General features: G+C 71.9%; 1 protein-coding gene. It reads left to right on the top strand.

The annotated features are described in order from the left end of the window. The coding region (locus HY68_RS33355; protein WP_157874539.1) for a non-ribosomal peptide synthetase at positions 1-4534 on the top strand (4534 nt) is incomplete at both ends.

The following is a 4534-nucleotide window of genomic DNA, read 5'->3' as shown; positions in this document are numbered from 1 at the left end:
CGCCTCCTGGTTCCTCCACCAACTCGAAGGACCCACCCCCACCTACAACATCCCCACCACCCTCCGCCTCACCGGAACACTCCACACCACCGCCCTCCACACCGCACTCCACGACCTCGTCACCCGCCACGAAAGCCTGCGCACGCTGTTCGCCGAGGACGACCAGGGCTCCTACCAGGTCGTCCTGGAGGCGAAGGACCTCGACGTACCGTTCGAAGCCGTCTCCGTCACGCACGAGGAACTCGACGGGACGGTGGCGAAGGCCGCCGGGCACTGCTTCGATCTGAGTACCGAAGTCCCGCTCCGGGTCTCGCTGTTCCGGCTGTCCGAGACCGAGCACGTACTGCTCCTGCTCATCCACCACATCGCCAGCGACGCCTGGTCCCGCACGCCCCTCGCGCGCGATCTCACCGGCGCCTACATCGCCCGCTGCGCCGGGGCCGAACCCGACTGGCAGCCGCTGCCCGTCCAGTACGCCGACTACGCGCTGTGGCAGCACGACATCCTCGGCGACGTCGCCGATGCCACCAGCGTCGCGGGCGCTCAGCTCGCCCACTGGCGGGAAGCCCTCGCCGGCCTGCCCGAACAGCTCGACCTGCCCACCGACCGGCCGCGGCCCGCCACAGCGTCCTACGCCGGGGACAGGGTCCCGCTGGCCGTGCCCGCCGCTCTGCACCGACAGGTCACGGAGCTGGCGCGGGAGACCAACACCACGGCCTTCATGGTGGTCCAGGCGGCGTTGGCGACCCTCCTCACCCGACTCGGCGCCGGCACCGACATCCCCATCGGCACCCCCGTCGCAGGACGCACCGACGACGCGACCGACGACCTCATCGGCTTCTTCGTCAACACCCTCGTCCTGCGCACCAACACCGCCGACAACCCCACCTTCCGCCAACTCCTCGCCCACACCCGCACCACCAACCTCACCGCCTACAACAATCAAGACCTCCCCTTCGAGCAAATCGTCGAAGCCCTCAACCCCACCCGCACCCTCTCCCACCACCCCCTCTTCCAAATCCTGCTGACTCTGCACAACACCGAGGCGCCGGGGGCGGAGACGACGACCCGGTTCGCCGATCTGACGGCGGAGGTGACGGCGGCCGAGTCGGTCTCGGCGCGGTTCGACCTGTCCTTCGCGCTGGCGGAGCGGTTCGACGAGGGCAACACCTGCGCGGGCATGGGCGGCAGCCTGACCTACAGCACGGATCTCTTCGACCAAGAGACGGCGCGGGAGATCGCCGACCGGCTGGTCCGGCTGCTCGGCGCCGCCGTGGCTCATCCCAATCGGCCGATCGGGCAGCTGGAGGTCATGGACGCCGTCGAGCGTCGGCGGGTGCTGCGGGACTGGAACGACACCGGGCACGGCGTGCCTGCGGAGCCCGTGACGCGGCTCTTCGAGCGGCAGGCGCTGCTCACTCCGGCCGCTTCGGCCGTCGAGTGCGGCGAGACCCGCTGGTCGTACGCGGAGTTGAACGCCCGCGCCAACCGCTTGGCCCGGCATCTCGCCGCTCGGGGTGCGGCCCCGGGGCGGTTCGTGGCGGTCGCTTTGCCACGCTCGGCCGAGCTGGTCGCGACACTGCTCGCGGTACTCAAGGCCGGGGCGGCGTATCTGCCGATCGATCCCGGCTACCCGGCGGACCGCGTCGCCCACATGCTGGACGACGCCGCGCCCGCCCTGACCCTGACCGTGCCCGTCGACGAGGCGGCGCTGGCGGAGTACTCGGCGGCCGACCTCGACGACGAGGAGCTGACGTCCCCGGTGTCGGGGGCGCATCCGGCGTACATGATCTACACGTCGGGCTCCACCGGCCGTCCGAAGGGTGTGGTGGTCCCCCGGGACGCGCTCGGGAACTTCCTCGGTGACATGGGGCGGCGGTTCGCACCCGGCGCGGACGACCGGCTGCTCGCAGTGACCACGGTCGGGTTCGACATCGCGGGGCTGGAGATCTTCCTGCCGCTGCTGCACGGGGCCGCCCTCGTCCTCTCGGACGAGGAGACGGCGAAGGACCCGCGTGCCCTGCTGCGCGCCGTGGCGGATCGTGAGGTCACCGTGGTGCAGGCCACACCGAGTCTCTGGCAGGGGGTAGTTGCCGAGGAACGGGGCGAGCTGGGCGGCGTGCGGGTCCTGGTGGGCGGTGAGGCGCTGTCGGCCGAGCTGGCGCGTGCGCTGACGGCGCGGGCCCGTTCGGTGACCAATCTGTACGGTCCGACCGAGGCGACGATCTGGGCGACGGCCGCCGAGGTGACCGGTGCGGACGCCGCGCGGGTGTCGATCGGCCGTCCGGTCACCAGCACCCGGGCGCTCGTGCTGGACGCGGCGCTGTCCCCGGTGCCGACGGGTGTGCCGGGCGAGCTGTATCTGGCAGGCGCGCAGCTGGCACAGGGGTACCACCGTCGTGCGGCGCTGACGGCCGAGCGGTTCGTGGCCGACCCGTACGGTCCGCCGGGCACCCGCATGTACCGCACGGGTGACCTGGTCCGCCGGGAGCGGGACGGCACGCTGCGCTATCTGAGCCGGGTCGACCAGCAGGTGAAGCTGCGGGGCTTCCGCATCGAGCTGGGTGAGATCGAGACGCAGCTCGTGCGGCACTCATCGGTCGCGGAGGCGGCGGTCGCGGTGCGCGAGGACCGGCCGGGCGACCAGCGGCTGGTGGCGTACGTCGTCCCGGCCGGAACGGCTCCCGGCGGCCCGTCCGGTGTGGTGTCAGCCGCGATGTCCGGTGCGGTGCTGCGGGACCAGCTGCGGCTGAGTCTGCCGGAGTTCATGGTGCCCACGGCGTTCGTGACGCTGGACGCGCTGCCGCTCACGCCGAACAAGAAGCTCGACCGTAAGGCGCTGCCCGCGCCGGACGACTCCGCCGGCCCGGCCGGCCGGGAGCCGCGCGGCCCGCGCGAGGAGATCCTCTGCTCGCTGTTCCGCGAGATCCTGGGGGCTTCCCGGGTCGGGATCGACGACAGTTTCTTCGACCTGGGCGGTCATTCGCTGCTCGCGAGCCGGCTGGTGAGCCGGATCCGCGGCACGCTGGGCGTCGAGCTTTCGGTGCGGCAGTTCTTCGAGACACCGACGGTGGCCGGGCTGTCCGGTGTACTGGACAGTGCGGGCCGGGCCCGCACCCCGCTGACGGCGCGTCCGCGCCCGGATCGGCTGCCGCTCTCCCCCGCCCAGCAACGGCTGTGGTTCCTCTACCAGTTCGAGGGTCCCTCGGCGACGTACAACGTGCCGACGGCGCTGCGGCTGTCCGGTGAGCTGGATCCGTCGGCCCTGGAGCGGGCTGTCGGCGACGTGCTGGAGCGGCACGAGAGTCTGCGGACGGTCTTCGCCGAGGACGCGGCGGGCTCCCGCCAGGTCGTGGTGCCGGTCGAGCGGGTGCGGCAGGTCCTGGAGGTTGTCAACGCGGCTGAGGAGACCGTCGAGGTCCTGGTGGCCGAGGCGGCACAGCACGTGTTCGATCTGACGTCGGACATCCCGTTCCGTACGGTGCTGTTCCGGCTGTCGGCGACGGAGCATGTGCTGCTGCTGGTGATCCACCACATCGCCAGCGACGGCTGGTCGATGACCCGGCTGGCCCGTGATCTGACCGGTGCGTACGAGGCGCGGTGCGCGGGCGGGGCTCCCGGGTGGGAGCCGCTGCCGGTGCAGTACGCGGACTACGCGCTGTGGCAGCACGAGGTCCTTGGCGACGAGTCGGACCCCGACAGTGTGTCCGGTCGGCAACTGGCTTACTGGAAGCAGGCTTTGGAGGGTCTGCCCGAGGAGCTGGAGCTGCCGACGGACCGGCCGCGTCCGGCGGCCGCCGGGTACACCGGTGACCGTGTCGCGTTCACGGTTCCCGCCGCGCTGCACGGCCGGCTCGCGGAACACGCGCGGGCGACGCACACCACGACCTTCATGGTGGCGCAGGCCGCGTTCGCCGCGCTGCTGACCCGGCTCGGGGCGGGCGACGACATACCGGTCGGCACGGCGGTGGCCGGGCGTACCGACGACGCCACGGAGGAGCTTGTCGGGTTCTTCGTCAACACGTTGGTGCTGCGCACCGACACCGGCGGCGATCCCACCTTCCGCGAGTTGCTGGCCAGGGTGCGGGAGCGGAACCTCGCCGCGTACGCCCACCAGGACGTGCCGTTCGAGCGGCTGGTTGAGGCGCTGAACCCGGTGCGCAGCCTCGCCCGTCACCCGCTGTTCCAGGTCATGATCACGTTCAACAGCGCGGCTGAGGCGGCGACGGCGGGACCGGCCGAGGGGGCCGGCGCCTCGGCGGGGCGGCGGGCGCTGCTGCACGCGAGCCGGATGCCTGCCAGGACGGAGGTGGCGAAGTTCGACCTGTCCCTCACGCTCGGCGAGGGACACGACCCGTCGGGGGACGCGGCGGGGATGCGCGGCTCGTTGGAGTACCGCACGGAGCTGTTCGACCGGGAGACGGCCGAGGCGGTCGTCGCGCGGCTGCTGCGGGTGCTCGAAGCGGTCGCGGCTGATCCGGACCGGACGATCGGCGGGATCGATCTGCTGGACGGCGCCGAACGGGACCTCGTA

It is taken from the genome of Streptomyces sp. AcH 505 (assembly GCF_000818175.1).
Classification (GTDB): domain Bacteria; phylum Actinomycetota; class Actinomycetes; order Streptomycetales; family Streptomycetaceae; genus Streptomyces.
The sequence above is the reverse complement of the archived record's forward strand: the minus strand, read 5'-3'. Positions and strand labels throughout refer to the sequence as shown.